Here is a 25,534-nt window from a genome sequence, read left to right on the forward strand (position 1 = left end):
AAACTGAAGTGATTTCAACTTTAGACCCATTTCAGCTTTGGGGTAGCCTGGGGTGGTGGTCAACACAGGACGACGCGAACGCCGCAAGCTCGAAACCCGCCGCAGGCTGGACGAGGTCGCGCTGAGGCTGTTCCTGAAGCATGGCTACGACGGGGTGACCGTCGCGCAGATCGCCGAAGAGGCCGACATCTCCGTCGCGACCCTGTTCGCGCACGTCCCGGACGGCAAAGACGCCCTGATCTTCGACGACGGCTCGGAACGCCGAGCCGGAATCGTCGCCGCGGTCCGGGATCGCGCCCCCGACGAACCGGTTCTCGCGGCCCTGCACAAATTCTTCGCCGCCCGCGGCCCGTACTCGACGGACATCCCGCCGGAGCACGCCCCGAAACGGGACTTGATCGTGCAGACGCCCGCCTTGCGCGAGTACGCGCGTCGCCTATGGCATTCCTGCGAACCCGAACTGACCGCCGCGCTGGCCGGCGAAAGCGACCTGCCGCCAGACGACCCGGCAGTCCGGGCTTTGGCACGGTTCGTGCTGGAGATCCCGGATCTCACTGGAACCGCACCGGATCCCGCTGCCGCTTTGGCCTCGGTATTCGCGCTCCTGGAATCCGGATGGCCGCCGCGGTCTCAACCCGCGAACACCCTCACCAAGCAGCACTGACCTCGCGCACTTCGGCGAGCACTTCCCTTACCAGCGAAGCGAAATCCGCGCCGCTCGTCCCGATCCATTCGTCGTGCGCGATCTCCCAGGCGAGTCCGCCCAGTTTCGCGGCCACCTGCGCGGTCCGGCCTGGGACGCCGCGACGTTCGAGCGCCTCGATCATCGAATCGACAAGACCGATCCGTTTGCGCGCTTCGCGTTCCCGCAATTCCGGATTGGCGTCCAGTACCGCCTGACGCCGGGCGCTGAACTCGCGCCGGTCGCCGGCGAAGAACTCGCTGCCGAGCACGTCCAGCGCGTGCGTCACCGCCTCGAGCGGCCCGGCCGAGGGCGGCGCCGCGGCGATCGCGTCGACGAGCAGGCCGGTCAGCGCGCTTCCGCCGAAGAGCACCTCGCGCTTGTCCGGGAAGTGCCGGAAGAACGTGCTCTTGGTGAGGCCCGCGCGCTCCGCGATCTCGATCACGGTCGTGTTCTCGTAGCCGCGTTCCTCGAACAGGTCGAGGGCCGCGGCGGCGAGCCGTCCTGGTGCGTCGGGTTGCCAGCGAGCCATGGGAGCAGTCTACGGGACTTGGTCTCGTCACTGCGGTACGGTTGATGAGACCAAGTCCCATCACCGCCCGAGGAGAACCCGCGATGAGCAAAGCTGTCCGCTACCGCCGATTCGGCGGACTCGACGTCCTCGACCTGGAGGAGGTGCCCGAGCCGCACGCCGGACCGGACGAGGTCCGCGTCCGGGTCACGTCCGCCGGGCTGAATCCGATGGACTGGCAGATCGCCGCCCGGCCGGAAATGGCCGCGCGGTTCGGCATCACCCTGCCCGCCGGGTTCGGCAGCGATTTCGCCGGAGCAGTAGACGAAACAGGAGCCGGAGCCTCCGGTTTCACCGTGGGCGACCGGGTGTTCGGGGGCGCGATCGGGCGATCCGTCGCCGATTTCGTCCTGGTCAAGACTCCCGCCACGACGCTGTGGCGCACCCCGGAGGGCATCAGCGACGAGGTGGCGAGCACGCTTCCGGTGGCCGGTCTGACGGCCTCCGCCGCACTCGCCGCGATCGGGCTTCACACCGGGGACACCGTCCTGATCGGCGGGGCGGCGGGCGGCGTGGGCATTTTCGCCGTGCAACTGGCGAAACTGGCCGGCGCCCGGGTGCTCGGGACTGCTTCCGAGCGCACGTTCGGCTTCCTGCGCGAACTCGGCACCGAACCCGTGGCATACGGCCCCGGCCTCGCGGATCGGGTGCGCGCCTTGGCGCCCGAAGGGATCACCGCGGCGACCGACCTGTTCGGCAGGGAAACGGCCGAGACCGCGCTCGAACTCGGCGTCGCTCCCGAGCGGATCTCCACTGTCGCCGACGGGCCCGCCCTGCCGGGCATCCGCGCGACGGGTGCGTTCGATGCGGAATCCGGTGCCCTAGAACGAATTACCGACGCGATCCGCAGTGGCGAGCTCACCGTGCCGATCGCGGCGTCCTTTCCGGTCGAGCAGATCCGCGAGGCGGTGACGATGCAGGCCGGACGGCACGTCCACGGCAAGATCGTGGTCGCACTGTGAACCGTTGACACAGCACCCGAAAAACCAAGTCCGGACTTGGTTTTTCGGACCGCCGCCCGCCACCGGGCGTCCGGCGCGCTCCTCGCCAGCAGACGCCGGAAACGCCGTTCCCCCCAACGGACCCGCCGCTTCCCCGAACCGGACGCCGTCCCCTTCACCAGCCGTTACCACACGCCGCGGATCGGGCGGAACCTGACTTTCGCAGGTATCGGAGAGACTCCGGTCACCGGTATACCTTGACACCGGTCCAGGAAAGGTCTGGACCACTCTGCGGACCGGTACTGGTGTCCGAACGGACGTCGCCGCCGTCCGCCCGAGTCGTCCTATGTGGAGGCATCATGCACCGGCTGGACGCGGCACAGGATTACGCGCTCGGTTTGTTCCGCATCGTCGTCGGGTTCCTCTTCGCCTGCCACGGCGTGAAATCGCTGTTCGGAGTGCTCGGCGCGCACAGCGCGGCGCAGGTCGGCTCCTGGCCGGGCTGGTGGGCCGCGCTCATCCAGCTCGTCGCGGGCGGGCTCGTCCTGCTCGGCGTCGCCACCCGCGTCGCGGCGCTGATCGGATCGGGGTCGATGGCGTACGCCTACTTCTCCGTCCACCTGCCGCAAGGCATTTTCCCCATCGAGAACGGCGGCGAAGCGGCCGCGATGTTCTGCTGGGCGCTGCTGCTCATCGCGTTCACCGGCCCCGGCCGGCTCGCGCTCAGCGGGGCGCTTTCGGCGCTGCGGCCGCGGGATTCGCGCGTCGGAGCGGTCCCGCACGCCTAGCGGAACACCGACTGTCCTTGGGTCGATCCGCGCACGATCAGCTCGTACTCCGCCGGCCCGGGGACCGGCGGCTCGATCCCCTCGACCCGATCGGCGAGCACCGCGACCGCGGTCCGGGCCAGCTGCACCGGCCGCAGATCGACCGCGGTGATCGGCGGGACGCCCGACCGGGTGTGCTCGGAATCGGAATCCGCGCCGCAGGCGATGCGCACGTCGCCGGGCACCGCCAAGCCCCGCGCCAGCGCGGCGGCCCGCACCCCGGCGGCGTGCCGACCGGTCTGGCAGTACACCGCGTCCGGCGGCGAAGCCAGCGCGAACAGTTCCTCCCCCGCCTCGCGGCCGCCCGCCTCCCCCGCGACCTCCGCGCGCCGCACCGCCAGCGGCTGCTGCCCGCGGGCGCGAACCCAGTCCAGGTAAGCCTTTTCGGCGTCCAGGTTCCATTCATTGCGGTCGGTGCCCAGCACCGCCGCGACCCGCGTCCCGCCCGCCGCGGCCAGGTGGTCGAGCACCTCGGCGACGATCCGCCCGGTGCCGAGGTCGAGGTAGTCCGGCGACGCGGGCCGCGCCGGGTCCCGCCCGACGCCGAGGAACGGCACGCATTCGCGGTCCAGCATGGTGATCAGCGGATCGTTCTCGACCGGTTCGGTGATCAGGAACCCGTCGCAGGCGAGCCCGACCGCGGGCGCGTCGGCGCGCGTCGGGTCCGGCACCAGCATCAGGCCGTACCCGCGTTCCACCGCGGCCAGCGCGGCCGATCCGGCGAACCGCAGGAAGTAGTCGACGCCCTCCAGGAACGCGGTGTCCGACGGGTCGAGCGGCCGCACCACGAGCCCGAGCACCCCGAGCCTGCTGGACCGCAGCCCGCGCGCGACCGTGTCCGGCCGGTAGCCCAGCTCGCGCGCCGCCTCCCGCACCCGCTCCGCGGTCTCGGCCGCGACCGTCCCGTTCCCGCTGAAGGCATGCGACACCGTCGTCGGCGAGACCCCGGCGCGGCGGGCGACGTCCTTGATGGTCGCCCGCGTTCTTTTCCCGGCCATGACGCAGCAGCCTAACCTCGCCCAAATCGTTTTGGAACGGGGTTCGCGGAGAGCATTGCCCAAATCGATTTGGGTCCTTACCGTGGCCCGAGTCGATTCCCCGGTCCGGAGGTTCGCCATGACCGCTCCCGCCACCCCGCCCGTGTCGCCCGGCACGTCCGCCCCGCCCCCGCCCCGGTCCGGGCGCGGCCCGCGGGTGGAGGCCCACGGCATCGACGTCATCGGCGACGACGAACGGCACGGCCGCGCCCGTGACCTGTTCGGGGTGTGGGCCGCGCCCAACGTCAGCTACCTCAGCCTGGTCGTCGGCGGCGCGCTGGTGCTCAGCGGATTGAGCCTGCCGCAGGCGCTCGCAGTGATCGTCGTGGGCAACCTGTGCTGGGTGCTGGTCGGGCTGGTCTCGGTCAGCGGGCCGGCGGCGGGCGCGCCGAGCGAGGTCATCATGCGGGCGATGTTCGGCACCCGGGGCAACCGCTTCGTGATCGGCCTGAACGGCTGGCTCGTTTCGGTCTGCTACGTGGCGTTGAGCTGGTCCGCCGCGTCAGTGACCGCGTTCAGCCTGTGCGCGCGGCTCGGCATCGAACTGAACACCCTGGGCAAAGTCCTCGTGATCGTCGCGATCGCCGCCGCGACGCTGGTGATCAGCGTCTACGGCCACTCCGTGATCGTGCGCCTCTACCTGCCCCTGGCGATCGTGACGACCGCGGTTTTCCTGGTACTGGGCGGATTCCTGATCCGGCACACCGCGTGGAGCTACCAGCCCCCGACGCCGCTGCACGGAGTCGCGCTGTGGGCGGCGCTGGCCGGCGGTGTTGCGTTGGTGGCGTCAGCTTCCTTGTCCTACAACAACAGTGCGGACTTCGCGCGGTATCTCCCCCGCGACACCAAACCGTTCGCCGTCGCCGCCTGGACCGCCGCCGGAGCGTTCCTGCCGAGCATCGTGTTCACCGCGCTCGGCGCGTTCGCCGCGACCACTTTGGACATGAGCGATCCGCAAGCCGCGCTGGAATCCGTGCTGCCGCCGTGGTTCACGCCGATCTTCCTGATCGCGGTGATCCTCGGCGCGATCGCCAACAACGCGATGACCGTGTACAGCTCCGGCCTCGCGCTGCAAGCGATCGGCGTCCGCCTGCGCCGCTCCCGCAGCGTTCTGCTGGACGGCACCGCCGGCGTGCTGCTGACCCTGTACGCCTTGCTCGTGTCGGATTTCCTCAAGGCAGTCAACGACATGATGCAGCTGATGGTCGTCGTGCTCGGCCCGATGATGGCGATCTACGTGACCGACCTTCTGCTGCGCCGCAACCGCTACGACGGCCACGCCCTCGCCGACGAACGCCGCGGCGGCCCGTTCTGGTACGTCGGCGGCGTGCACTGGGCCGGAATCGCCGCGCTCGTCCTCGGTGCGACGGCTTCGGCGTCCTGCCTGGCCGTTCCCGGGATGTACACCGGGTTCCTGGCGAGCGCGGCCGGCGGAATTGACTTCTCGCTGCCAGCGGGAATGCTGATCGCTGCCGGCGTCTACCTGCTCGCCGGCCGCCCCCGCGCCACCGCCTGACCTCGACCGCAAGGAACGCGATGCACCTGCTCGTCAACGACCCGGACCCGCACGCCCGCGGAGTTTCCCGCGGCGCCCAGCTGCGCGAGGGCCTGACCGATGCGCTGGAGCTGTATCTGCGCTGGTTCGCCACCCTCGGCCGCACCGAACAGCAAATCCGCACCGACGCGCTCCGGCTGCTGGACAACGTCGCCGCCTGGCGGAGCCGCTACGCCGACGAGATCGAGGGCATCGCCGCGGGCGCCGGGATCGAACTGTGGCAGGCCGCTGCGCTCAACGGCCGTACCGAGATCATCGCCGCCGCACCGAGCACCCAGCCGGAGTGCTCAACCCTCGTGCGCGTTCCCGATTCCGGCTCCCCGTACGGCATTCAAACCTGGGACTGGCACATCGAGCTCGCGGAATGCTGGCACACGCAGGAAGTGCGCGGCACGCGGTACGCCTTCGCCGGGATCACCGAACACGGCATCCTCGGCAAGATCGGCGTCAACAGCGCCGGTCTCGGGCTGTTCTTCAACATCCTCGGCCACCAGGACGACTCCGCCGCGGGAATCCCGGTCCACGTGCTGGCCGCGGCCGTCCTCGGCGAAGCAGGCAGCATCGCCGAAGCTCTCGACCTGCTGCGAACAGCCCCGATCCGCACGTCCGGAGCCTTCACGCTGCTCGATCCCGGCACGGCAGTCTGCGCCGAGCTGAGCCCGGCCGGAGTAACCGCCCTCGACCCCGAAGCAGGTTTCCTGGTGCACACCAATCACTTTCTCGACCCCGACGCCGCCGCCCGCGAGAAACGCGGGCTCTTCGAACCGGATTCCCAGCTGAGGCACGCCATGATGACCACCCGGTTGCAGGATTACCCGATGCCCGCGCACGCCGTCGACCTCATCGCCTTCCTCCGTTCCGAACCCGGCGAACCGAAGCTGTGCTGCGTCCCGGACGCGGACGCCGCATTCGGTGACCGGTGGGCGACGCTGGCCACCGTCCTGATCGAACCGGCCGCGCAAACCGTGCGCGTGCACGCGGGCAGCCCGAACACGGTGACCGATTGGCGCCCGTTCGTCGCGGCGGAGACGGTGGTGGCCCGATGACGGCAGTGCACTACCGCGGTGGCCGGATCTTCACCGCGAGCGCGTCCGGCTGGGCGGAATCCATGGTCGTCCGCGGCGAAACCGTCGAATACGTAGGCAGCACCGCCGAAGCTGACCGGATCGAAGCACGGGTGGTCGACCTGGACGGGGCCTTCGTGCTCCCCGGTTTCGTCGACGCGCACACCCATCTGGTCATGATGGGCGAAGCGCTGGAGCAAGTGGACCTCTTCTCCGCGACTTCTCCCGAAGACATCCAGGACCGGCTCGCCCGCGCCGCCGCGGACGATCCGGCCGCACCCCGGATCCTCGGCCGCAGCTGGCTTTTCGACGCACTCGGCGAGCAAGCGCCGCACCGGAACCTGATCGACGCGGTGGTCCCGGACCGTCCGGTCTACCTCGCCGCCAACGACGTCCATTCCGCGTGGGTGAACGGCGCCGCGCTGCGCGAGCTGGGCATCGACCGCGACACGCCCGACCCGCTCGACGGCCGCATCGGGCGCGACGCGTCCGGCGAACCGGACGGCATGCTCTACGAAACCGCTGCGCTGCAACTGATGCGGCACTTCCTCGACCAGCAGACCAGCGACGCCGACCGCGACCGCGCACTGGCATCGGCGTTCAGGCACTACCTCGCGGACGGCGTCACGACCGCGGTCGACATGGCGCTCTCCGAGAGCGAGCTCGCCGCGCTGGAGCGGGCTCTCAACGGCGGGCGGCTTCCCCTGCGCGTCGCCGGCCACTGGCTGATCGAGCGCACCGGGAACACCGAGGACGACCTCCGCCAGGTCGAGCGCGCGGCGGAGTTGAGCGCGCGGTTGTCCGGGCCGTGGCTGCGGGTGGCCGGGATCAAGGTGATGGTCGACGGAGTCATCGACACTTGTACCGCGGCGATGAAAAAGCCCTTCGCGGACGGCAGCCACCCCGGCCCGTTGTGGCCGTTGGAAGCACTGGCCCCGGTCGTCGCGGCGGCGGACGCGGCCGGGTTGCAGGTCGCGATGCACGCGATCGGCGACGAAGCGTCGGACATCGCGCTGTCCGCGCTGGAGCACGCGATCGAGGTCAACGGCCCGCGCGACCGGCGGCATCGCCTCGAACATCTGGAGACCGTGGCCCCGGAAAACGTCCAGCGCCTGGCGAAACTCGGTGCGGTCGCGTCGATGCAGCCGGTGCACGCGGACCCGGCGATCCAGGACAACTGGCGCGCGATGCTGGGCGACGACCGCGTACAGCGCGGCTACCCGTGGCCGGAAATGACCGCCGCCGGCGCCGTCCTCGCGTTCGGCTCCGACGCCCCGACCGCGCCTCATCCGCCGCTCCCGAACATGTACGTCGCGACGACCCGCCGGTCCGCCCTGAACCCCGACCTGGAACCCAACCTGCCGGAATACGCCCTGCCCCTGGCGGAAGCCCTTGCGCACGGCACCCGTGACGCCGCGTACGCGTGCCGATGGGAGGGTCTGACCGGACAGCTCGCGCCGGGCTTGGCTGCGGATTTCGTTGTGCTGGACGTCGATCCGTTCACCGAAGCACCGGACGCCCTGCTGCGGGCCCGGGTGCGGCAGACGTTCGTGGCGGGCAAATCGGATTGACGGCTTCGCCGGAGGTGGGCAGGGTGGTGATCATGCGGTTTTCGATCTGCATCCCCAACTTCGGCGATTTCGCCGACCCGCGCGCGGTGGCCAAGGTCGCCGCGGCGGCGGAAGAGGCGGGCTGGGACGGCCTGTTCGTCTGGGACCACGTCGTGCTGGACAAACGTCCCGGCCGCCCCTTCGGCGATCCGTGGATCCTGCTGGCCGCCGCGGCCCTGGCCACGAGCCGGGTCCGGCTCGGCCCCATGGTCACGCCGGTCGCGCGGCGCCGCCCGCAGCAGCTCGCCCGTCAGGTGTCCACTTTGGACCAGCTGTCCGGCGGCCGGATGGTGTTCGGCGTCGGGCTGGGCGCGCCGCTCGACGCGGAGTACGCCGACTTCGGCGAATCCGTCGACCCGAAGGTGATCGCCGAGAAGCTGGACGAGGGCGTCGACCTGATCGCCCGCTTCTGGACCGGCGAACCGGTGACGTTCTCCGGCAAGCACTTCACCGCCCGCGACATCACGCTGCTGCCGACGCCGGTGCAACGCCCGCGCCCGCCGGTCTGGGTGGCGGGCCGGTGGCCCAACCGCCGCCCGATGCGCCGCGCGGCCCGCTGGGACGGGGTGGTGCCGATCTTCGAATCCGCCGGCCCGACGGGGCTGCCGGAACTGGCGGAGGTGCGGGACCTGATCGCCTACCTCCGGAGCCAGCGGGAGACCGACGCCCCGTTCGACGTGGTGGTCGGCGGAACGAGCCCCGCAGACCCGGCCACGGCGCGCGGGGTGGTCGAGCCCTTTGCCGAGGCGGGGGTCACGTGGTGGGAGGAAAGCCTGCCGTTCGGGAGCGCGGAGGAGGACAAGCTGGAACCGATGCTGCGCCGGGTGGAGGCGGGTCCGCCTGCGCTGTAGGCCGGGGGTTGCGATCGCGGTCGGATGTCGCTGTTCGGGATTGCGGTGCTAGGCTGCCGTTGGATTGGCTGTGTGCCTCGCCCGGTTCAGCGCGATCGACCGTCGCCAGCTCGTCAACGCAGCCGAATGCCGCCGCCCCGGCTGCCCAACGGGGATCGCCGCCTGCCCTGCCAAGCAGACGGCAGCGGCAGAACCCCTCCGGTTCTGCGCTCCGGCTCCGCCGACGTACGTGAGGGGAACCCTCATTGACTCTGATTCCCCCAGGGTTCCCCTCACGTACAGCTCCCACCCAGCCGGACCGGCGGGCATCGGCCGGGGACGGCTGCACCCGCGCCGCGCCATGCACCCGCGAGGCGCTACTGAGAAAACCTCAGTGCGACTGCCCCGACTCAGCCAACGCGTCGATGGCCCCCACCAGCTCGTTCAGCGCAGGCACCGCGGCCGCGATCAAATGCCGCCACGCCGGATGCACCCCGTCCAGCGCCGCGGCCAAGATCGCGGCGTTGTGCCCCTGCCACCGCTCGACCGCGGCGCGCCCCGTGTCGGTGAGTTCGAGCGCCACGGTCCGCCGGTCGTCCCCGCCGCTGGTGCGGGTGACCAGGTCCCGCGAACGAAGCCCGGTGACCATCGTCGTCACCGAATTCGGCGCGAGCTTCAGCAATTGCGCGATCCGGCTCGGCCGCGCACCCGGGTTCTCGAACAGGCAGGACAGCAATTCCAGCTGCGCGACCGACAGCGTGTTGTCCGGATCGGCAGTACGCGCGGCCCGTCGCATGGCGCGGCGGAGGCGGGCGACGACGTCGGCGAGGGCGGGTTCGGGCGCGGTCACCGGGCCTGCTCCGGGCGGGCCGCCAGTCCGGTCGCCGCGGCGAGGACGCCCGCTCCGGCCAGCACCGCGAGCGCGGCCGTTTCACCGCCGGTGTGCAGGCACAGCGTCACGAGTGCCACGCCGAGCGCCGTCCCCAGTCCGCGCGCCATGTTCACCAGTCCTCCTCCGGTGGCCGACATCCGCGCCGGGATCGCGCTCATGACAGCCGAGTTGTTGGCCGGAATGAACACTCCCAGACCGAGCCCGGCCACCACCAGCGACACGCCCACCTCCCAAGGAGCGGACGCCGGCCCCAGCGCCGCGCAGCCGGCCGCCGCGACGAGCGCGCCCAGCACGGTGCGTCCGCGGGAGCCGAGCCGCGCCGGGAGGACCCGGTCGGCCAGCACCGCAGCCACCGCGAACCCGGCGGGAAGACAGGTCAGCACCGCACCGGTTCCGCCCGCCGTGCCGAGGACCTGCGGCAGCAACGTCAGCGGCCCGAACAACACGAGGTAGCCGCACAGCGCCCCGGCCAGTCCCAGCGAAACCACCGGCGGCCGCAGCACCGACAGTTGCAGGATCGGGCTGCTCGCCGCCTTTTCCCGCAGCACGAACCCGATCGCCGCGCAGACCGTCGCCGCGGCCAGCGCGATGAGCAGCCACCCCGGCATGTCCAGCCCGGACACCCCGGAAATCACCAGCAGCAACGCCGTCGACGCGGTCGCGAGCAGTCCGACACCCGCCCCGTCGAACCGGCCCAGCGGCGTCCGCTCGCGAGTGCGCGGCAGCAGGTAGCGCCCGGCGATCAGCCCGGCCAGCCCGACCGGCGCGTTGACCAGGAAAACCCACCGCCAGCCGACAGTGTCGACCAGCAGCCCGCCCACCGCGGGCCCGAGCGCGAGCCCCAGCGCCTGCGCCGCCGCCTGCACCCCGAGCGCGGCGCGCGCCCGGTCCTCGCGGACGCTGCGCACCACCAGCGCGACGCTGTTGGCCTGCAACATCGCCGCCCCGATCGCCTGCACGACCCGGAACGCGACCAGCCAGCCGAGCGTCGGCGCGAGCCCGCACGCCACCGACGCGACGGTGAAGACGCCGAACCCCTGCACGTAAGTGAGCTTCCGCCCGACCGCGTCGGCCACCCGCCCGACCGCGGCCAGCAACCCCACCAACGCCAGCAGATACGCCAGCGACACCCACTGGACGGCCGCCAGCGGAGCCCCGTACTCGTGCTGCAGCGCGGGAAAGGTGAGCGTGACGATGCTGGCGTCGAGCTGCCCCATGAACGCGCCGAAACACACCGCGCCGACAGCGAACCACCCGGCATTCGGATGGTCCCGCACCGCCGCCGGCCGAGCCCGCTCCAGGCCGATCGTCACTGCCGCCTCCCGCTTAGTTAGTTCTGTTGCAGAACTACTGTACGGGATGTACGTACATATGGCAGCCCCGGGATGGTGACGTTTACCTGAGCGACGGGGTGAGATAGATCGCCCGACGAGTTAACTGGAGGTGACGAGCCGTCACATGACGGGAAGTTCTTCGTCGTCTTCACCGCCGCTGACCTGCGCGACGGACAGGAAACCGAGCCCTGATGACGTCGATCGAGTCGCCGCTCACCCGCTTCGCCACCGTGACGGCGAAAGCCCGAGCCGATTCCGCTGCGATGCCGCTCGGAGGCCAGTTCAGGCGGGATGCCCTCCGGGACCCAGGCCGGTAAGCGAACGAAGAAGCTGTCGCGATCAGCTTCCCGGACCAACGAGCACAGCTCGATCAACGTCAGCGTCAGCCCAGCCGCTCCGCCTTGCGCGTCGCAACCGGACTGCTGGACACGTCTCGTCGTGCAGACATGCTGCGGCGGACCCAGGCATCACCCCCGAGTCCGCCGCAGCACCCAGCGGGCTTTACCGCACCTCACTCACTGCTGGTAAGGAGCCGCCGCCGATTGGGCCGCCGTGATCAGTGCGCCCTTGTTCTTCGGCCAGAATGTGCTGTCCACGCACGAATACCGCGGCAAGAACCCGCCACAACTCCCGCTCTGGCCGCCGACCTCGAACGTGTAGCTGGCGACTCCCAGCGCGCCATAGGTGAAGTCATCCGTAGTGCCGCTCGTCGAGTAGCCCACGGTTTCCGTGTTGGTCCCCACCAAATACCCGTTCGAATCGCTGAACTTCGCGCCGAGCTTGCGCAGCGCGGCGTCGTTCGGCGCGGGGTCGGAGGTGAAGCCCCACGGGACGATGATGTCGTTCCCGTAGCTGTGCAACGTGATCATCGTGCCGCGCGCGGTGTCCGGAGCCGGGTCGTTGTCGCCGCTGCCGCGCTGTTCCGGGTAGATCGAGCGGAAAAGGTTCTCCAGCGCCTGGACCTCAGGTTCCGATCCCGCGCTCACTCCTTGGTACGTCTCGGCGCACGGCGAGTCCGAGTCCGCGCCCCAGCGGAAGGTCGAGTTGCGGTTCAGGTCGATGCCGATGTTCGTGCCACTGCAATTGCCCCGGCTGGTGTTCGCGTTCTTCCGTTGCAGTTTCGGCGAATTCCCGCCGGAGGCGACGATGTCGACGCCGTCCGGGTTCGAGATCGGGACCACCCACACCTCGGTGGTGTCCAAAATGGACGTCGCGGTGGCGTCGCTGCCGTATCCGTCGGCGAGGTAGTCGATCCAGCGCCAGGCGAGTTCGCCGGTCGAGATTTCCCGGGCGTGGATCTGCGCCATCAGCGCGAATTTCGGCTTCGGCGATGTCGTGGACAGCGTGCAGTCGCCGTCCTTTTTCTTGGTCAGGCAGATCGCCTTGATGTCGTGGCCGCCCTTGCCCTGGGTCTTCCGCCACGACTGGCCGATCGTGTACTCGGTCGCCAGATCCGGATGCGCCGCCGCGACTTTCGCCAGATGCGCTTCCTGTGCCGCAACAGTGCGATAGCCCCCGTAGAACGTGTCGCCGGCGGCGCGCGTGGTTACTCCTTTGTAGACAGTGTCGAAGAACTCCGGCGCGTAGCCGCGATTCCGCAATTGCCCGGCGACTGACTGGTTGCCGAGCACATAGGCCACACCAGGGCTGGTCCCGGCGACGTCGAACCCGGCGCGGGCCAAGGAAGCCGCCTCGGCGGGCGTAGCGGGGACGCGCCACGAGACCGGATCGTCCGGCGCGGCAGCGGCTGCGGCGGTCGTGGCACCGCCGAGTGCGACCAGCACTCCGACGACGCTGAGGGTGAGCCGGATCGAGAACCTGCCCGCCATCGGAGCTCCTCACGCAGCGAAGGAAGGCCACCCCGTGCGGACGGTGACCACTCGGCAGCGCACAGTGTGCTCTTCGGGACGAATCCGGCCCACCTCCGAAAGTCGGGTGTCAGCAGGTGACCGAAACCTTCGCGCCGCGCTCGAACGAAACGTGGACGTGGTCGAAGTGGTTCGCGGTCTCGCCGCCGCGGTCCTCCATCGCCGACCAGCCGCTGCCGTCGTTGTAGCGCTGCTGCCAGATCACGTACTTCGCGCCGAGCTCGTCCTGATGCGCGAGAACATAAGCGGCCAAAGCGTTTCCGGTCTTCGTGTCGACCATGAAGTCCAGCGCGAGACCGGCGGGATGATCGCTCGCGCCCGACCGTCCGGCCCGGCCGCCGACCGTCTCCACCGAAAACTTTTCCTTGAGGAAATTGCCCGCCTGGGCCACCGAGGGCTGCGTTCCGGCCAATGTGGACGAACACGCTTTCGCCGCCGGAGTCACCGAAGTACGAGAAGTCGTTTTGCTGGTCGGCGAAGACGAGGATGTCGTCGTCGGGGCAGCGCTGGAAGACGTCGTGGGCGGCGTCGAAGTGGTCGACGGAACGCTGCTCGAGGGCCGTGGCGCGCTGAACGCGTGCATCTCCGCGGCCGCGGCCGGGAACTGCTCCGGTTCGACCGAGCCGGCGGCCAGCCACACCGGCACCGCCAGTGCGCCGACGGCCAGGGCACCCGCCGCGGCAGGCAGCCGCCACGACTTCGATCCGTCCCGATGTCTACCGGACACCTCGCACCACCATCTCCTCGTTCGGGTCGCAAAGCCGCCACGACATTACGAACAGGACACGGCAATGTCACCGACAAGTGACAGCGGGCACAGCACGAACGGAATCACCGCAGGTCAGCGCGCGATTACCAGACGAACGCGCGCCCTGCTCAGGACAGCGGAATCTCCGCCGAATCGGTGAGCCGCAGCTTGCGCCGGGCCCGCTGGTAGAAGGTCGTCATGCCGAGCCGCACGACGCGGGCCGCGTTCGGCCGGGCGTGCAGGTCGATCGTTTCGCCGGGCCCGACGTACCCCGCCACCTGGCCGTCGACCTCCACCGCGAGCCGCCCGCTCGACGGCAGCACCTCCAGCGTCACGGTGTCCTGCACCGACAGCACGACGCCGCGGCTGTACGCCGAATGCGGCGCGGCGGGCGTGACCAGCAGTGCTTCCACCGCCGGGCTTGTGATCGGCCCTCCGGCGGAGAAGCTGTACGCGGTGGAGCCGGTCGGCGTCGCGACCACGACCGCGTCCGCGGCGTAGCTCACGAACTGCTCGCCGTTCACCAGCACCGCGACCACCGCGCTCCCGTCGCCGGGCACGCGCACCACCGCGACGTCGTTGAACGCGGTCTCGATCCGGCCGCCGAACCGCGCGTCCACGGCCAGCCGCGGCTCGACGGTGAACTCCTCGCGGTCGATCGCGGACAGCGCGAGCGGCAGGTCCGGCACGTCGACCTCGGCGAGGAAGCCGAGCTTCCCGAGGTTGACGCCGAGCACCGGCGCGTGCTGCCCGTCGGCGAGCCGCATCGCGCGCAGCATGGTGCCGTCGCCGCCGAGGCTGACCACCAGATCCGACCGTTTGCCCAGTTCAGCGGGCTGGACGGCGGTCGCCGAACAGTCAACCCTGGCGATCTCGTCGTCGATGCCGAGGATCTCGATCCCGCGCCCGGCGGCCCAGTCCAGCACCGCGTCGACCGCGGCTTTCGCATCGCGGCGCGGGTGCAGGACGAGTCCAGCGGAATGCATGCGGGGTCTCCTCGGTCGGCCTGTCCCCAGTCTGCCGTGCCGGAGCCGATTAGGCTCGGCCCTCGTGATCGAAAACTGGGCTGGCAATCTCACCTACCGCGCACGCGAGGTCGTCGCCCCGCGCACGCTGTCCGAAGCGCAAGAGCTCGTCGCCGGCTCGGCCCGGATCAAGGCCCTGGGCAGCCGGCACAGCTTCAACACGGTCGCCGACAGCCCGGACGGCCGCCAACTCGACCTCTCCGCCGTCGACCTCGCCCCGGAGATCAACGACGCGAAGCTCACCATCGGCGGCGCGACCCGCTACGGCGACATCGTCGCGCAGGTGCACGAAGCCGGGTACGCGCTGGCCAACCTGGCGTCACTCCCCCACATCACCGTCGCCGGCAGCGTCGCGACCGGCACCCACGGCTCCGGACAGCGGCTTCGCGGGCTGGCTTCGGCAGTGTCCGCGGTCGAACTCCTCGCCGCCGACGGCTCCCTCCACACCTTCTCCCGTGCCGACGCCGAGTTCCCAGGAGTAGTGGTGAACGTCGGCGCGCTCGGCGTCCTCACCCGGCTCACCCTCGATCTGGAGCCGACTTTCTCGGTGCGCCAAGACGTTTTCGACGCCCTCCCCTGGTCCGCCGCCCTGGAGCACTTCGACGAAATCCAGGCCGAGGGCTACAGCGTCAGCCTGTTCACCAACTGGGCGCGCGACGTGATCGACCAGGTCCTGCTCAAGAACCGCGTCCCGGCGGAGATCCCCGAGACGCTGTTCGGCGCACTTCCCGCCGACGGCCCGCGCCACCCCGCGCACGCAGCGGGCATCTCGGCGGAAAACACCACTGTGCAGGGCGGAGTTCCCGGACCGTGGTACGACCGGCTGCCGCATTTCCGCCTGGAATTCGCGCCGAGCGTCGGAGCGGAATTGCAGAGCGAGTACTTCGTGCCGCGTGCGCACGCGACCGCGGCGTTCGAGGCGTTGCGCAGCCTGGGCGACCGGATCGCGCCGCTGCTGGTGGTGTCGGAAATCCGCACCGTCGCCGGCGACGAACACTGGCTGAGCCCGGCGTACGGCGGCGACCGGGTGGCGATGCATTTCACCTGGCAGCAGCGGCAGCCGGAGGTGGAAGCGGTGCTGCCGTTGATCGAGGAGAAACTCGCGCCCTTCGGTGTTCGCGCCCATTGGGGAAAGCTGTTCCACGGCGCGGCTTTGGATTTGGACCACCACGGGGTGCGGCGGTTCCGGGAGCTGGCGGCTGAGCTGGACCCGGCCGGGAAGTTCCGCAATCCGTTCCTGGACCGGCACTTGCTCCGGAGGTCGTGAGTGTTTGTGCCGGTGAGAACCGGCATCGCCGCGCACTACCGCCGAGATGCCCGCGCGATCATCCGGGCCAGATCCGCCACCAAAGCCGGATCATCGGGCAGCTGCCCAGTCGCCACCCGGATATGCGGCGTCCCCGGATTCCCCGCACGCGTCCCCGACCCGGCGGAAACCCCATTGGCCGCCAACGTCATCAACGTCCTCGACTCCTCCGGAACCGGCACCCACAGCGTCAACCCGTCCCGCGCGCGCACCGAAATTCCATGTTCCCGCAACGCTTCCGTCAAAGCCGCCCGCCGGTGCGCGTACCGGTTCCGAGCCCGGTTCAGCAATTCCGCACTGCCGGGATCGGTCAGCAGAAACGCCTGCGCGTCCTGAAGAATACGGCTCGACCACACCGACCCCGGCCCGCGCTGCTGCCGCACCCGTTCCACCAGCACCGCCGAGCCGCCGATCACGCAACTGCGCAGTTCAAGCCCGAACGCAGTGCAATACGAACGGACCAGCAACACCCGGCCCGGCAAAGACGCGCCGAGGCTCACCGAAGGAGCCGAAGCCAACGGCCCGAAATCATCGTCCTCGATCACCGCGATGTCCTCTTCGGACAGTACCGCCGCTAGTTCCGCGAGCCGGTCCGCCGGAACCGAATGCCCGAGCGGCGACTGCGCACGCGGCTGATAGACAAACGCGACCGGCCGATGCTCCAACGCCGCGGCCAAGGAGGACGGCATCGGCCCGTCCTCGTCGCACCGCACCGGCACCACGTGGATCCGCGACCGGCGCAGCAATTCGCGCAGCCACGGCGTCGTCGGCGCCTCCAGTGCGATCACGTCGCCCGGCCGCGCGACTGCCTGGCAGGCCAGCAACATCCCGTCCTGCCCGCCGGCCGCGACGGTCCACGATTCGGCGGCGAACGGCCACGTCGGCTTCACCGCGGCACGCAATTGCGGAGTGATCGAATTCTTCACCGGGCCGCCGAACCGTTCCGTGTGGACACCCGCCGCGACGGCATCCTCCAGCGGCGGCAGCAGTCCGGGATCCGGAAGGCCGTGTTCCAGGTCGACGGTCTGCCAGCCGGAAAACGCGCGTTCCGGCGGCGGGCTCGACGGCGGTTCCAGCACTATCGTGCCGCGCCGCCGCCCAGTGCCGATCAACCCGGCCGCGCGCAGCTGCGACCACGCTTCGGCGATCGTCGTGGGACTGACCGAAAGCTCCGCGGCCAGCGCCCGCACGGTGGGCAGCCGCGTGCCCGGCGGCACCTCCCCGTCGCGGATCAGGCCGGACACCGTCCCGGCCACGCCGCGCGCCGTGCGCTCGCCGATGCGGGACCCGAGCCAGCCCGCCCCGACCGGCAGCGTCGTCGTCGCGAGTTCGCCCGTGGCCACGCACCGGCTCCCCTCGTCACCCGGAAATCCGAAAACCTCTGACCCGATCAGAAGCTAGAGCGGCAACGGCACGCGGCAAAGGCGTTTCACATCCTGGCGGGCCCTCCCGGTACAAACGCCCGTGACGTCCGACACCGCCGCGATGTCCGGTTTCGGATTATCCCTCGATCAGGTTAGGCTAACCTTCATGAGTCACTCCTGGCCGGAAGCACCGGCGCTCGCCGGCACCGGGCTCGCTCTCGGCTACGGCGCGAAACCGGTGGTCCAGGACGCCGAGATCGTCCTGCGCGCGGGCGAGGTCACCGTCCTGGTCGGCCCCAACGGGTCCGGCAAGTCGACGCTGCTGCGCTCGCTCGCCCGGCTGCATCCGCTGACCGCGGGCGACGTCACGCTGGCCGGGCAAGACGCGCTCGCCTTGTCTCCCAAGGAGTTCGCCCGGCACGTCACGCTGCTGACCCAGTCGCGCCCCACGCCCGGCGGCGTGCGCGTGCGCGACGTCGTGTCCTACGGCCGCCATCCTTACCGCGGCCGCTTCGGCTCCGGCGATCCCGAGGGACCGGAGCTGGTCGAGCGCGCGATGCGGCACACCGGCGTCGACGGAATGGCCGAGCGCCCGGTGGACGAACTGTCCGGCGGCGAACTCCAGCGCGTCTGGCTGGCGACCTGTTTCGCCCAGGACACCGGCGTCGTCCTGCTCGACGAGCCGACCACCTTCCTCGACCTGCGCTACCAGATCGAAACGCTGGACCTCGTCCGCGATCTCGCCGACGAGCACGGCGTCGCGGTCGGCGTCGTGCTGCACGACCTCGACCAGGCCGCCGCCGTCGCCGACGAGGTGGTGCTGCTGTGCCGCGGGGCCGTCCGCGCGACCGGCCGCCCGGCCGACGTGCTGACCGCCGGCCTGCTCAGCGACGTCTACGGCCTGCGCATCGACGTCCACGTCGACGACGAGGGGCACGTCCGCACGCGCCCGGTCGGACGGCACACCTCCCGGCCGCGGCCGGTCCGCTCAGCTTGACCTGTCCCCTAGTTCAAAGGAAAACCCCGTGTCCAGTGTGTTCTCCCGTCCTGCCCGAAGGACGGTCCTGACGACCGCGGCGGCAGCGCTCGCGGCCTTCGCGCTCGCCGCGTGCGGCACCACCGAAACGCCCGCGGACCAGGGAGCGGCCGCCTCCGCGAAACCCTCCGGCCCGGTCCACCTGACCGACGAACGCGGCAAGGTCGACCTGCCCGCGCCGGCCGCGAAGATCGTGTCGCTGGAATGGGGCCTCACCGAGAACCTGCTGGCGCTGGGCGTGAAGCCGATCGGCGCGGCGGACGTCAAGGGCTACAACACTTACGACAAGGTCATGCCGCTCGCCGCGTCCACGCCGGACGTCGGCACCCGCGGCGAGCCGAGCCTCGACGCGATCGCCGCGCTGCACCCGGATCTCGTGGTCACCACCACCGACCTGCCGGACAACGTCATCGCGCAGCTCTCGAAGCAGACGAAGGTGCTGACCCTGCGCGGCTCCGATTCGGCCGACCCGATCGGCTATCTGCGCAAGACCGTGACCACGCTGTCGGAGGCGACCGGAACGCAGGAGCAGGGCCGCAAACTGCTCGCCGAATTCGACACGAAGGTCGCCGAGGGGAAGAAGAAGCTGGCGGACGCGGGCAAGTCCGGGGCCAAGTTCGTCATGGCCGACGGCTACTCGACCTCCGGCACGGTCACCGTGCGGATGTACACGAAGGGCTCGTTCCTCGGCAGCATCGCCGGCCAGCTCGGCGCCGCCAACCAGTGGACCGGCGAGGGCGACAAGGTCTACGGCCTCGCCTCCACCGACGTCGAAGGACTGACCAAGATCACCGATCCGGCCACGTCCTTCGTCTACGCCGCCAACGCCGCCGAATCCGACGTCTTCACCCAGGACCTCGCGGGCAACGCCGTCTGGAAGCAGCTGCCGTTCGTCAAGGGCGCAAAACTGCACCGGATCCCGGACGGCATCTGGATGTTCGGCGGCCCGAAGTCCGCGATCGCCTACGTGGACGCGCTCACCAGCGCTCTGACGCGCTGATCCGATGACCGCACCAGCCCTCGCACCCGCCCGGCCGCGCGCCGCACGGCGCACCGCGTCCGCCGTCTTCCTGAGCGGGCTCGTCGCGCTGCTCGTCCTCTCCGCCGTGCACCTGCTGCAAGGCACGTCGCACGTCGGGCTCGGCGAACTCCTGCGCGCCGTTTTCCCGGGCACGGACGACGACGCGCGCAGCCAGGCGGTGGCAGTGCTCGTGGCCAGCCGGCTCCCCCGGCTGGCCGCGGCGCTGCTCGTGGGGCTGGCGCTCGGGTTCGCGGGCTGCGTGCTGCAGTCGGTGGCACGGAACCCACTCACCTCGCCGGACACGCTCGCGGTCAACGCCGGCGCGTACGTCTCGGTGGTCGGCGTCGCGGCGTTCGGGATCTCGCTTCCCTTCTACGTCAACGGAATCGTCGCCTTCGTCGGCGGTCTCGCGGCGGCCGGACTGGTGCTGCTCGTCGCGCGCAGCAGCAGCGGCGGAGCCGCCCGGCTCGTACTCGCCGGGTCCGCGATCGCGCTGGCACTGACCGCGCTCACGTCGGTGCTGCTGATGTTGTTCCAGGAGCGGACCGCGGGCCTGTACGGCTGGGGCAGCGGCACGACTGTCCAATCCGGACTGAACCAGGTTTCCCTTGCCGCACCGGTGATCGCGGTCGGCATCCTGGCCACTCTCTTGCTCGCGCACCGGCTCGACGTTCTCGGTCTCGGCGACGACCACGCGCGCGTGCTGGGCATCGACGTCCGCCGCACGCGCACTTACGCCGTCGTCGTGGCGGTGCTGCTCTCGGCGGTCGCGGTGACCGTCGCCGGGCCGATCGGATTCGTCGGCCTGTGCGCACCGGTGATCGCGAGGTTGCTGGCCAGCCGGGTGCCCGGGCTCGGCAAACATCCGCTGCTGCTGCCGCTCTCCGGGCTGACCGGGGCGCTGGTCGTCGTGGCCGCCGACGTTCTGCTGCGCGCGCTCGTCCCGGCGGACAAAGCGGTTTCGGTGCCGACTGGCGTCGTGACGACTCTGGCGGGCGCGACCGTGCTGGTCTGGCTAGCGCGACGACAGCCGTCCGGAACACCGTCCGCGCGCGGCACGCACGGCACCGTCCGGTCGCGCCGCTGGGTGGCCGGAACCGGTGTCGTGCTGGCGATCGCGCTCGTCGCCGCGGTGATCGCCGCGCTCTTGCTTGGCGACCGGATCGTGCTGCTCGGCGACGTCCTGAACTGGCTGCGCGGCGTGTCCGGCACCGAGGTGTCGTTCGCGCTCGACCTGCGCTGGCCGCGGATGCTCGCCGCGCTGCTCGGCGGCGCGGCCCTGGCCGTCGCGGGCGCACTGGTGCAGGCGATCTGCCGCAACCCACTGGCCGAGCCGAGCCTGCTCGGCGTGACTCCGGGTGCGAGCGTCGGCGCGATCAGCGTCGTGCTTCTGGTGCCTGGCATCGGAATCTGGCCGATGATGGGTGCGGCGACCGTCGCCGCGTTCGCGACGTTCGCCCTTGTGCACTGGCTCGCCACCGGCCGCGGTTCGACCGGCCGCGGACTGTCCTCGGACCGGCTGGTGCTGGTCGGCATCGGCGTCAGCGCGGGCGCGCAGGCGATTACGACGCTCGTCGTGGTGCTGACCTCGCCGTGGAACGCGCATCTGGCGCTCACCTGGCTCGCCGGCTCGACCTACGGCCGGGAGTTCAGCCAGGTCCTGCCGGTGCTGTTGTGCCTGGTCATCGCCCTGCCGATCGCCTTGTCCAGCGCACGGACGCTCGACCTGGTCTCCCTGGACGAGGACGTGCCGCGGGTGCTCGGCGTCCCGCTGGACCGGTCTCGCCTCGCCTTCGCCGCACTCGCCGCGGTGCTCACCGCCGCCGCTGCGTGCGCGGTCGGCGCGCTGGGATTCGTCGGGCTCGTGGCCCCGCACGCCGCACGCGCTTTGGTGGGCTCCCGCCACTCGCGCTCGCTGCCGGTGGCGGCCGCGCTGGGAGCGGTGCTGGTGTGCGTCGCGGATACGTTGGGGCGCACCGTCCTCGCCCCGACCCAGATCGCGGCGGGCTTGGTGACCGCGCTGATCGGGGCGCCGTACTTCGGCTGGCTGCTGTGGCGGAGCCGCGCGAACGCCTAGTCGAACCAGGTGTCCAGCGCGACTTTCAACTCGGCTTCACCTCCGGCCCAGGCGATAACTCCGTCCGGCCGCAGCAGAAACGATTCGGTATTCGTCACCGGCACCACCTCGACCCGTTCTCTTGCCAACGCGGCGAGATCGCGGCTTTTCGGATCGAGCACTAAGACACCGCGTCCAGCGCGAGTGTGCTCCGACAGCCGGGTGATCCGTCCGTCATCGTCCACAAGGGACCGATCCGGACCGTGCAGCCCGACTGGTTCTTCAGCGGGATAAGGGAATTCGTATCGCTCCGCCACGCCGGACAGCAGATCCGAGAAGTACCGGTTCGCCTGCGGCAGATCCATCAACTCGGCGACAATCTCGCGCAGCGCGTCGACGTGCGGCCCCGGCGCGAGCAACGCCGACTGCGCCCGCGTATTGCGCAATACCGCCGCGCCGACCGGGCCGCGTTCGCGGAAGTAACTGTCCAGCAACGTTTCCGGCATTTCCCCGCGCACGACCGCAGCCAATTTCCAGCCGAGGTTCGCCGCGTCCAGCAGCCCGAGGTTGAGCCCTTGCCCGCCGCTCGGCGAGTGCACGTGGGCCGCGTCGCCCGCGAGCAGAACCCGGCCGCGCCGGTAGTCGTCGGCCTGGCGCGCTTGGTCAGCGAACCGGCGGGAATCGCGTACCTCCGTCACGACGACCTCCTCGCCGGTCACTCGTCGGATGGCCGCCGCCAATTCCGCCGGAGTGACCGGACCGTCCGGCTCGCCGTCGCGGGCGAACTCGGTGACGCCAGCCATCCTGCCGCCGTGCAGGAAAGTCCCGCCCGGGTAGCGTCCGGCGGGCGACACCGGCCCGTCGAACCGGACTTGGCCCGCGATTGTCCGCAGCAATGGCGGCGTGCCCGGGAACCCGAACCCGGCGAGACTGCGGACCTTCCCCCGGCCACCGTCGCACCCCACCAAGTAAGCCGCGGTGATCCGCTGTTCTCCTTGCGGGGTATCGACAATCGCCGTCACACCGTCCACATCAGACTCGATTTCCGTGACCCGATGCGCCCGCCGTACCGGGACGCCGAGCGCGTCCGCGTGTCCAGCAAGCAGCCGCTCCAACTCCGGCTGCCAGATGTGCGTACGCGGTCGGTCCTCGTCCGGCAGGAGCTTGTGGATGTTCGCGAAGTGGCCGAGCGAACTGCCGTGATCACGGGCGAAGTCGCGCATTCCCTCCTCGTGCGCCGCGGCCAGCTGCGGTCCGAGTCCGCGCCGGGCCAGCGCCTCCGTCGCGAGCACGCCGATGCCGCGTGCCTTCCGTTCCGTCGCGGGCCGCGCAAGCCGCTCGAGCACCAGCGGCCGGATCCCGCCGAGCCGGAGTTCAGCAGCGAGGAACAACCCGACCGGACCCGCTCCGACGACTACTACATCTGCGTCCATGACTCTCCTTAACTTGTTAAAGACTAGACTGCCCTGAACTAGTTAAGGAGGCAACCGCCGTGCCGATCGAGATCCCCGCCGCGGTCCGGACCGCACTCGCCCTGGTCGACGCCGACGGCCTCGACAAGCTGACCGTGCGCCGCCTCGCCACCGAACTCGGCGTCAAAGCACCCGCGTTGTACTGGCATTTCAGCAGCAAACGAGCCTTGCTCGACCACCTCGCCGACACCCTCGTCGCCCCAGTCCTGGACGACCTCCCGCCGCTCGACACCCCGTGGCTGCCCTGGCTGGAACAAGCCGGAACCGCCCTGCACACCGCACTCCTAGACCATCGAGACGGCGCACGCATCGCACTCGGCGCAGACCTCCGGACCGCCCGCTCACTGGGCGAATTCGCCGAGCGAGCCGTCGACGTACTGCACCGCGCCGGGTTCCCGCTCGCCGACGCGACCCGCTGCGCCGGGGTGTACGTGCATTTCATTCTCGGCCGCGCCGTCGAGGACCAGACCTGGCCGGACGATCTGGAGGCGACCCTCGAAAGCATCCCGTTTCCGCTGATGGCCGCGGGATTGCGGGAACGACAGGCAGCCGGAAGCACCGTCGAGCACGACTTCGGCTACGCACTCGGCATCCTGCTAGCCGGTTTAGCAGCGACACTTAAAGGTGCAATGACTCACTAAGTTGTACTGTTGCACTTTTTGCATGGTTACACCTATGCTCGATGCCAGACCACACCGGCACGAGAGGGGAAGACCATGAACGAGACACCGCGCACCGCCATCGTCGGCGGCGGCCCGGGCGGACTGCTCGCCGCGCACGTCCTGCACGGCCACGGCATCGCCGCGACTGTGTACGACGCCGACACCGCCGTGGACTCACGAGATCCCGGCGGCACGCTCGACCTGCACGCCGACAGCGGCCAGATCGCCCTGGAAGACGCCGGACTGCTGTCCGCCTTCCACGAGCTGGCTCGCGTCGAAGGCCAAGCCATGACCAGACGCGACCACCACGGAACCCTGCTGAAGGAGTTCACCCCCGCCGACGACGACACCGCCGCCCCGGAAATCGACCGCGGCCAGCTGCGCACGATGCTGTACGAGCGGCTCGCACCCGGCACCGTCCACTGGGGACACAAACTCACCGACCTGACCACCGAAAACGGCGTCCACCGCTTGCACTTCGCCAACGGCTCCACAGTGGACGCCGACGTCGTAGTCGGCGCGGACGGCACCTGGTCAAAGGTGCGCCGCCGACTCACCGACGCTCAACCGGAATACCTCGGAGTGTCCTTTTTGGACGCCCGATTCGACGACGTCGAAACCCGGCACCCGGAAATCGCCGCCTTGGTAGGCAACGGACAACTGTTCACCGCCGACGGCGCCGGCCGCGCAGTGATCGTGCAGCGCAACAGCAACGGCGTGATCCGCGGCTACGTGGCTTTCCGCGCCGAAGAGGACTGGGCCGCACGGGAAGGCGTCGACCTGACTGACCGCACCTCGGTCCGCGAGTACCTGCTGCGCGAATTCCGCGGCTGGGGCTCGAAGGTGCTCCCGCTGCTGACCGACAACGACGGCGATTACGTGGCACGCGCGTTCACTGCGCTGCCCGCTCCCCTGACGTGGGAACGCGTCCCCGGCATCACCGCAATCGGCGACGCCGCACACGCAATGGCCCCGTTCGGCGGGCACGGCGCGAACCTGGCCCTGCTCGACGGTGCGGAATTGGCGAACGCATTGCACGAGGAGCCGGACGTCGAAGCCGCGTTGACCCGCTACGAGACCGCGATGTTCGCCCGGACCGGTCACCTCGCCGCCTCCGCGAACGCCGCGCTGCGAGGCTTCTTCGCCGACCAGCCGGAGGGTGGCGCGCAGGACGTTCCGGATCGGGAGGAAGAACTCCGCGCTTACGAGGCGCGGGCTGCTGAGTACCGCGCTTCACGCACGCACGCCGCTCGCTAGCCCCGCTCCCCTGCTACGGAGTTTCCTGCCGCTGGCCGCCAGTACGGAACTCTCCACCGCTGAACACTCGCCGCGCGACTCCCCGCCGCTGGCTGCCAGCCACGGAACTCCCCACCGCTGAGCACCCGCCACACAGCTCCCCGCCGCTGGCCGCCAGTCACGGAACTCCCCACCGCCGAACACCCGCCGCGCAACTCCCCCGCCACTGAACGCCAGCCGCGGAACTCGCCGCCGCCAAACGCCAGACACGACACGCCTCCGCCGCCGAACGCCCCGCCTCGGAACGCCCCGCGCCAAACGCCGTGAGGGGACCCCTCAGGGAATCTGATTCCCTGTGAACTGCGCCCCGGAAGTTGGACTGGGAATCCAGTTCCAG

Annotated in this window: 22 protein-coding genes; 13 read left to right on the plus strand and 9 right to left on the minus strand. The window is 70.3% G+C overall.

The window, feature by feature from the left end; all coding sequences use genetic code 11:
* Positions 1 to 55 precede the first annotated feature (55 nt).
* Complete coding sequence (locus tag EIZ44_RS40535) at positions 56 to 664, plus strand: TetR/AcrR family transcriptional regulator (RefSeq protein WP_134734205.1); 609 nt, start codon at positions 56 to 58, stop codon at positions 662 to 664.
* Here EIZ44_RS40535 and EIZ44_RS40540 read toward each other — a convergent pair.
* Positions 648 to 1,214 (minus strand): TetR/AcrR family transcriptional regulator, encoded by a 567-nt coding sequence (locus EIZ44_RS40540; protein ID WP_134734206.1) that lies wholly within the window; start codon positions 1,212 to 1,214, stop codon positions 648 to 650. The two genes, EIZ44_RS40535 and EIZ44_RS40540, sit on opposite strands and share 17 nt — an antisense overlap.
* A gap of 83 nt (positions 1,215 to 1,297) precedes the next feature.
* Between EIZ44_RS40540 and EIZ44_RS40545 the strand changes: the two genes are divergently transcribed.
* Positions 1,298 to 2,215, plus strand: a complete 918-nt coding sequence (locus EIZ44_RS40545) for an NADP-dependent oxidoreductase (protein WP_134734207.1) — start codon at positions 1,298 to 1,300, stop codon at positions 2,213 to 2,215.
* A 338-nt stretch (positions 2,216 to 2,553) separates the two neighbouring features.
* On the plus strand, positions 2,554 to 2,982 hold the full coding sequence (locus EIZ44_RS40550) for a DoxX family protein (protein ID WP_043833439.1): 429 nt from the start codon (positions 2,554 to 2,556) through the stop codon (positions 2,980 to 2,982).
* Here the strand turns inward: EIZ44_RS40550 and EIZ44_RS40555 are convergent.
* Complete coding sequence (locus EIZ44_RS40555) at positions 2,979 to 4,019, minus strand: LacI family DNA-binding transcriptional regulator (protein WP_134734208.1); 1,041 nt, start codon at positions 4,017 to 4,019, stop codon at positions 2,979 to 2,981. The two genes, EIZ44_RS40550 and EIZ44_RS40555, sit on opposite strands and share 4 nt — an antisense overlap.
* A gap of 118 nt (positions 4,020 to 4,137) precedes the next feature.
* On the opposite strand from EIZ44_RS40555, the gene EIZ44_RS40560 reads away from it, so the two are divergent.
* Genes EIZ44_RS40560 through EIZ44_RS40575 form a run of 4 tightly spaced genes read left to right on the plus strand, consistent with a single transcriptional unit; the run spans position 4,138 to position 9,138 of the window.
* A complete protein-coding gene (locus EIZ44_RS40560) occupies positions 4,138 to 5,574 on the plus strand; it encodes a purine-cytosine permease family protein (protein WP_051172351.1) in 1,437 nt (478 codons plus the stop codon).
* 20 nt (positions 5,575 to 5,594) lie between these two features.
* Positions 5,595 to 6,659 (plus strand): C45 family autoproteolytic acyltransferase/hydrolase, encoded by a 1,065-nt coding sequence (locus EIZ44_RS40565; RefSeq protein WP_043833442.1) that lies wholly within the window; start codon positions 5,595 to 5,597, stop codon positions 6,657 to 6,659.
* Complete coding sequence (locus EIZ44_RS40570) at positions 6,656 to 8,248, plus strand: amidohydrolase (RefSeq protein WP_043833445.1); 1,593 nt, start codon at positions 6,656 to 6,658, stop codon at positions 8,246 to 8,248. The genes EIZ44_RS40565 and EIZ44_RS40570 overlap by 4 nt, the downstream gene beginning before the upstream one ends.
* A 32-nt stretch (positions 8,249 to 8,280) precedes the next feature.
* A complete protein-coding gene (locus tag EIZ44_RS40575) occupies positions 8,281 to 9,138 on the plus strand; it encodes an LLM class flavin-dependent oxidoreductase (protein WP_134734209.1) in 858 nt (285 codons plus the stop codon).
* Positions 9,139 to 9,508: 370 nt separating this feature from the next.
* Here the strand turns inward: EIZ44_RS40575 and EIZ44_RS40580 are convergent, their stop codons facing one another.
* The 5 genes from EIZ44_RS40580 to EIZ44_RS40600 form a co-directional block, all read right to left on the minus strand.
* A complete protein-coding gene (locus EIZ44_RS40580) occupies positions 9,509 to 9,967 on the minus strand; it encodes a MarR family winged helix-turn-helix transcriptional regulator (RefSeq protein ID WP_037819471.1) in 459 nt (152 codons plus the stop codon).
* A complete protein-coding gene (locus EIZ44_RS40585; RefSeq protein WP_037819468.1) occupies positions 9,964 to 11,322 on the minus strand; it encodes an MFS transporter in 1,359 nt (452 codons plus the stop codon). The genes EIZ44_RS40580 and EIZ44_RS40585 overlap by 4 nt, the downstream gene beginning before the upstream one ends.
* 536 nt (positions 11,323 to 11,858) lie before the next feature.
* Complete coding sequence (locus tag EIZ44_RS40590) at positions 11,859 to 13,172, minus strand: M14 family zinc carboxypeptidase (protein ID WP_134734210.1); 1,314 nt, start codon at positions 13,170 to 13,172, stop codon at positions 11,859 to 11,861.
* A gap of 109 nt (positions 13,173 to 13,281) precedes the next feature.
* Entirely contained in the window at positions 13,282 to 13,938 is a 657-nt protein-coding gene (locus tag EIZ44_RS40595; RefSeq protein WP_134734211.1) for a VldE C-terminal domain-containing protein, read from the minus strand.
* Positions 13,939 to 14,087: 149 nt separating this feature from the next.
* A complete protein-coding gene (locus EIZ44_RS40600; protein ID WP_037819461.1) occupies positions 14,088 to 14,945 on the minus strand; it encodes an NAD(+)/NADH kinase in 858 nt (285 codons plus the stop codon).
* Between the two features lie 64 nt (positions 14,946 to 15,009).
* Here EIZ44_RS40600 and EIZ44_RS40605 point away from each other — a divergent pair, with 64 nt between their 5' ends.
* Entirely contained in the window at positions 15,010 to 16,251 is a 1,242-nt protein-coding gene (locus EIZ44_RS40605; protein ID WP_134734212.1) for an FAD-binding protein, read from the plus strand.
* Positions 16,252 to 16,286: 35 nt separating this feature from the next.
* Here EIZ44_RS40605 and EIZ44_RS40610 read toward each other — a convergent pair whose 3' ends face one another.
* Positions 16,287 to 17,633, minus strand: a complete 1,347-nt coding sequence (locus EIZ44_RS40610) for an aminotransferase class I/II-fold pyridoxal phosphate-dependent enzyme (protein ID WP_134666492.1) — start codon at positions 17,631 to 17,633, stop codon at positions 16,287 to 16,289.
* Positions 17,634 to 17,820: 187 nt separating this feature from the next.
* Here EIZ44_RS40610 and EIZ44_RS40615 point away from each other — a divergent pair, with 187 nt between their 5' ends.
* From EIZ44_RS40615 to EIZ44_RS40625, 3 genes are read left to right on the plus strand one after another with little or no spacing between them, the layout of a single operon-like run.
* Complete coding sequence (locus EIZ44_RS40615; protein ID WP_134666490.1) at positions 17,821 to 18,651, plus strand: ABC transporter ATP-binding protein; 831 nt, start codon at positions 17,821 to 17,823, stop codon at positions 18,649 to 18,651.
* A gap of 28 nt (positions 18,652 to 18,679) precedes the next feature.
* Entirely contained in the window at positions 18,680 to 19,690 is a 1,011-nt protein-coding gene (locus EIZ44_RS40620) for an ABC transporter substrate-binding protein (RefSeq protein ID WP_134666488.1), read from the plus strand.
* 4 nt (positions 19,691 to 19,694) lie between these two features.
* Positions 19,695 to 21,788 (plus strand): iron ABC transporter permease, encoded by a 2,094-nt coding sequence (locus EIZ44_RS40625; RefSeq protein WP_134734213.1) that lies wholly within the window; start codon positions 19,695 to 19,697, stop codon positions 21,786 to 21,788.
* Here the strand turns inward: EIZ44_RS40625 and EIZ44_RS40630 are convergent.
* Positions 21,785 to 23,200, minus strand: a complete 1,416-nt coding sequence (locus EIZ44_RS40630) for an FAD-dependent monooxygenase (RefSeq protein ID WP_134734214.1) — start codon at positions 23,198 to 23,200, stop codon at positions 21,785 to 21,787. The genes EIZ44_RS40625 and EIZ44_RS40630 overlap by 4 nt on opposite strands.
* A gap of 59 nt (positions 23,201 to 23,259) precedes the next feature.
* On the opposite strand from EIZ44_RS40630, the gene EIZ44_RS40635 reads away from it, so the two are divergent.
* Positions 23,260 to 23,880, plus strand: a complete 621-nt coding sequence (locus tag EIZ44_RS40635) for a TetR/AcrR family transcriptional regulator C-terminal domain-containing protein (protein ID WP_134734215.1) — start codon at positions 23,260 to 23,262, stop codon at positions 23,878 to 23,880.
* A gap of 75 nt (positions 23,881 to 23,955) precedes the next feature.
* A complete protein-coding gene (locus EIZ44_RS40640) occupies positions 23,956 to 25,158 on the plus strand; it encodes an FAD-dependent oxidoreductase (RefSeq protein WP_134734216.1) in 1,203 nt (400 codons plus the stop codon).
* Positions 25,159 to 25,534 lie beyond the last annotated feature (376 nt).

Source organism: Amycolatopsis nivea, assembly GCF_004522235.1.
Lineage (GTDB): Bacteria > Actinomycetota > Actinomycetes > Mycobacteriales > Pseudonocardiaceae > Amycolatopsis > Amycolatopsis nivea.

Excerpts from the sequence above, each read along its gene's own strand:
- EIZ44_RS40540 (WP_134734206.1), bottom strand. The coding sequence starts at position 1,214 with ATGGCTCGCTGGCAACCCGACGCACCAGGACGGCTCGCCGCCGCGGCC.
- EIZ44_RS40545 (WP_134734207.1), top strand. The coding sequence starts at position 1,298 with ATGAGCAAAGCTGTCCGCTACCGCCGATTCGGCGGACTCGACGTCCTC.
- EIZ44_RS40550 (WP_043833439.1), top strand. The coding sequence starts at position 2,554 with ATGCACCGGCTGGACGCGGCACAGGATTACGCGCTCGGTTTGTTCCGC.
- EIZ44_RS40555 (WP_134734208.1), bottom strand. The coding sequence starts at position 4,019 with ATGGCCGGGAAAAGAACGCGGGCGACCATCAAGGACGTCGCCCGCCGC.
- EIZ44_RS40560 (WP_051172351.1), top strand. The coding sequence starts at position 4,138 with ATGACCGCTCCCGCCACCCCGCCCGTGTCGCCCGGCACGTCCGCCCCG.
- EIZ44_RS40565 (WP_043833442.1), top strand. The coding sequence starts at position 5,595 with ATGCACCTGCTCGTCAACGACCCGGACCCGCACGCCCGCGGAGTTTCC.
- EIZ44_RS40570 (WP_043833445.1), top strand. The coding sequence starts at position 6,656 with ATGACGGCAGTGCACTACCGCGGTGGCCGGATCTTCACCGCGAGCGCG.
- EIZ44_RS40575 (WP_134734209.1), top strand. The coding sequence starts at position 8,281 with ATGCGGTTTTCGATCTGCATCCCCAACTTCGGCGATTTCGCCGACCCG.
- EIZ44_RS40590 (WP_134734210.1), bottom strand. The coding sequence starts at position 13,172 with ATGGCGGGCAGGTTCTCGATCCGGCTCACCCTCAGCGTCGTCGGAGTG.
- EIZ44_RS40600 (WP_037819461.1), bottom strand. The coding sequence starts at position 14,945 with ATGCATTCCGCTGGACTCGTCCTGCACCCGCGCCGCGATGCGAAAGCC.
- EIZ44_RS40615 (WP_134666490.1), top strand. The coding sequence starts at position 17,821 with ATGAGTCACTCCTGGCCGGAAGCACCGGCGCTCGCCGGCACCGGGCTC.
- EIZ44_RS40625 (WP_134734213.1), top strand. The coding sequence starts at position 19,695 with ATGACCGCACCAGCCCTCGCACCCGCCCGGCCGCGCGCCGCACGGCGC.
- EIZ44_RS40630 (WP_134734214.1), bottom strand. The coding sequence starts at position 23,200 with ATGGACGCAGATGTAGTAGTCGTCGGAGCGGGTCCGGTCGGGTTGTTC.
- EIZ44_RS40640 (WP_134734216.1), top strand. The coding sequence starts at position 23,956 with ATGAACGAGACACCGCGCACCGCCATCGTCGGCGGCGGCCCGGGCGGA.